This is a genomic window from Intestinibacter sp., assembly GCF_051866655.1.
Taxonomy (GTDB): Bacteria; Bacillota; Clostridia; order Peptostreptococcales; family Peptostreptococcaceae; genus Intestinibacter.
The window spans coordinates 1-2422 of record NZ_JBJDXL010000496.1; the positions used below are offsets into that span (position 1 = coordinate 1).

The following is a 2422-nucleotide window of genomic DNA, read 5'->3' on the forward strand; positions in this document are numbered from 1 at the left end:
ATTAAGTAAAATAAAGGGATTGATCAGAAATATAGTAGATATTTTTGACAATACCAGATTAATTTAGGAGGTCCTAATATGAATGATAAAATAAATGAATTAAAAAAGCTCATAGAAAAAAGCAATAATATAGTTTTCTTCGGAGGCGCAGGAACAAGTACAGAAAGTAATATTCCTGATTTCCGTAGTTCTTCTGGATTATTTAGTGAAAAGCTAAATAGAAATTTTACTCCAGAACAGCTAGTATCTCATACATTTTTTGTTAAATATCCAGAGGAGTTTTTTAAATTCTATAAAGATAAATTAATTTACCCAGATGCTAAACCTAATAATGCACATAAGGCTTTAGCTAAATTAGAAGAAATGGGAAAACTAAAGGCTATAGTTACTCAAAATATAGATGGACTTCATCAAATGGCTGGCAGTAAAAACGTATATGAATTGCATGGATCTGTACATAGAAATTACTGTACTAAATGTCATAAATTCTTTGACTTAGATGGCATGTTAGACCTTGGCGGTAATATTCCTCATTGTGATAAATGTGGTTCAGTTGTAAAGCCAGATGTTGTTTTATATGAAGAGGGCTTAGATAATGCTACTGTCGAAGGTGCTATAAGAGCTATATCATCTGCTGATTTATTGATAATAGGTGGTACTTCTTTAGTTGTTTATCCTGCTGCTAGTTTTATAAATTATTATAGAGGTAGAGATCTAGTTCTAATAAATAAAAGCTCAACTGGATACGACAACACTGCTTCTCTAGTTATAAACGATGCAATAGGAGAAGTATTAAAAGAAGCAGTTTTAGATGTATATTAATCGAATACTTAAAGTATAATTCGCATAATAAAATCTGTCCTATCGATTATCGAGGACAGATTTTTATTTTTAAATATAAATTGTATTTATTATCTAAAGTTATCTTCGTATTTTAATTTATACAATAATATAGCTTCTGGCCAAGCTTCTAAGCTACTTATACCTTTATCCTCGGCCACAGCTAAAACTATTTCCTTTATTCTTGTCGCCTCTCTTAAAATGTCCATTTTTACACCTCTTTACAATTTTCTTCTAGTATATTATTAATATTCCCTATTTCCATAAAAAATACTAATTTTTTTTATTTTTGTGCTACAATCACCTTATATAGAAAATAATTATAAACTAGGAGGCTAAAATGGATATTTCTGTAATGATCGATGAATTGATAAACTACTACCTTATAATCGCACATAAGGATATATCAGATTCTCTAAAGGACAAATCAGAAGAGGAAATCAAAACTCTTTACTACGATACTTTTGGTGAAGATTAAAAAAGTGCAAAAAAATTGTTGCAAGTAAAAGCATGCAACAATTTTTTATTTTTTTCTTATTTCCTATTGCTTTTATTATTTTTTCTAAATACATTTCTAACAAAAGATGCCCAACAAAGAGCGGCTACCATCCATAAAACACCTCTAAAAGTATCTCCTGTATTTATAGTGTAAAATCCAAACAATATACTCAATACGCACATTACAGCGCCTATTATAAGTGGTAAACTTATATTTTTCATTCTACTTCCCCCTATTTTACATCTTATAAAAATTTATATTTTTAATTAAATTGTATATTTTAAACTACCAATATATCAACTATTTTGCCCCAAATTTAATCCATGTTCTCTTCAAATTGTTCAATCGGCGGTAAGTCTTCTAACTTTTCTATATTTAGAAGCTTCAAAAATTCATCTGTTGTTTTATATATTATAGGCTTCCCTATTTTATTCAATCTTCCCGCTTCCTTTATTAGAGAATTTTCAAGTAAAGTTTGTAGAACTTTATCGCATTTTACACCTCTAACGCTTTCGATTTCGACTTTTGTGATAGGTTGCTTATATGCAATTATAGTCAAAGTCTCTAATGTCGCCTGACTTAATGTTTTCTTTCTTTTAGGTTCTAGAATCTTTTTTATATATGGAGTATATTCCTTATTAGTACACATTTGATATCTATCTTCTAGCTGTATAATCTGTATACCTCTATTTTGCTCCTCGTATTCATCCCTTAATAAGTTTAACATATACTCTATTTCTTTTGGAGAAAGTTCTTCATTAATGGCATAATTTAATTCCTTTATACTTATCGGTTCTCCATATGCAAACATTATTGATTCTATAATATATTTTATCTCACTTCTCTTCATGTTAATTCTCCAAATTCTTTTTTATAATAATGTCTTCAAAGAAATTTTCTTGAACGACTACTATTTTTCTAGATTTAATAAGCTCTAGTATAGATAAAAATGTAGCTATTACTTCATCCTTTTGGTAGCTTTGTACCATGCTGTTAAAATTAATCTTTTCTGTAGTTTTTAAAATATCTTCTATATATTTTATTTTTTCTTCAACAGGTATTATTTTTCCTCTTACAATTTTA

The 2422-nt window shown here is 28.3% G+C and carries 6 protein-coding genes; 2 read left to right on the forward strand and 4 right to left on the reverse strand.

What is annotated here, in order from left to right:
- Window positions 1-78 precede the first annotated feature (78 nt).
- Window positions 79-822 (forward strand): NAD-dependent protein deacylase, encoded by a 744-nt coding sequence (locus ACI3VO_RS14935; protein WP_439758679.1) that lies wholly within the window; start codon window positions 79-81, stop codon window positions 820-822.
- A gap of 89 nt (window positions 823-911) precedes the next feature.
- Here ACI3VO_RS14935 and ACI3VO_RS14940 read toward each other — a convergent pair whose 3' ends face one another.
- On the reverse strand, window positions 912-1049 hold the full coding sequence (locus ACI3VO_RS14940) for a hypothetical protein (protein WP_290691029.1): 138 nt from the start codon (window positions 1047-1049) through the stop codon (window positions 912-914).
- 131 nt (window positions 1050-1180) lie between these two features.
- Here ACI3VO_RS14940 and ACI3VO_RS14945 point away from each other — a divergent pair, with 131 nt between their 5' ends.
- Window positions 1181-1318: a hypothetical protein gene (locus ACI3VO_RS14945; protein WP_439758680.1), complete on the forward strand. Its 138-nt coding sequence runs from the start codon at window positions 1181-1183 to the stop codon at window positions 1316-1318.
- 56 nt (window positions 1319-1374) lie between these two features.
- On the opposite strand, the gene ACI3VO_RS14950 is transcribed toward ACI3VO_RS14945, so the two are convergent.
- The 3 genes from ACI3VO_RS14950 to ACI3VO_RS14960 all read right to left on the reverse strand — a co-directional run.
- Window positions 1375-1560 carry a hypothetical protein gene (locus tag ACI3VO_RS14950; RefSeq protein ID WP_439758681.1) on the reverse strand — a complete coding sequence of 62 codons (186 nt, stop codon included), beginning with the start codon at window positions 1558-1560 and terminating at the stop codon, window positions 1375-1377.
- A gap of 95 nt (window positions 1561-1655) precedes the next feature.
- Window positions 1656-2189 (reverse strand): SMC-Scp complex subunit ScpB, encoded by a 534-nt coding sequence (gene scpB / locus ACI3VO_RS14955; protein ID WP_439758682.1) that lies wholly within the window; start codon window positions 2187-2189, stop codon window positions 1656-1658.
- 1 nt (window position 2190) lies between these two features.
- The coding region (locus tag ACI3VO_RS14960) for a segregation/condensation protein A (protein WP_439758683.1) at window positions 2191-2422 on the reverse strand (232 nt) is incomplete at its 5' end.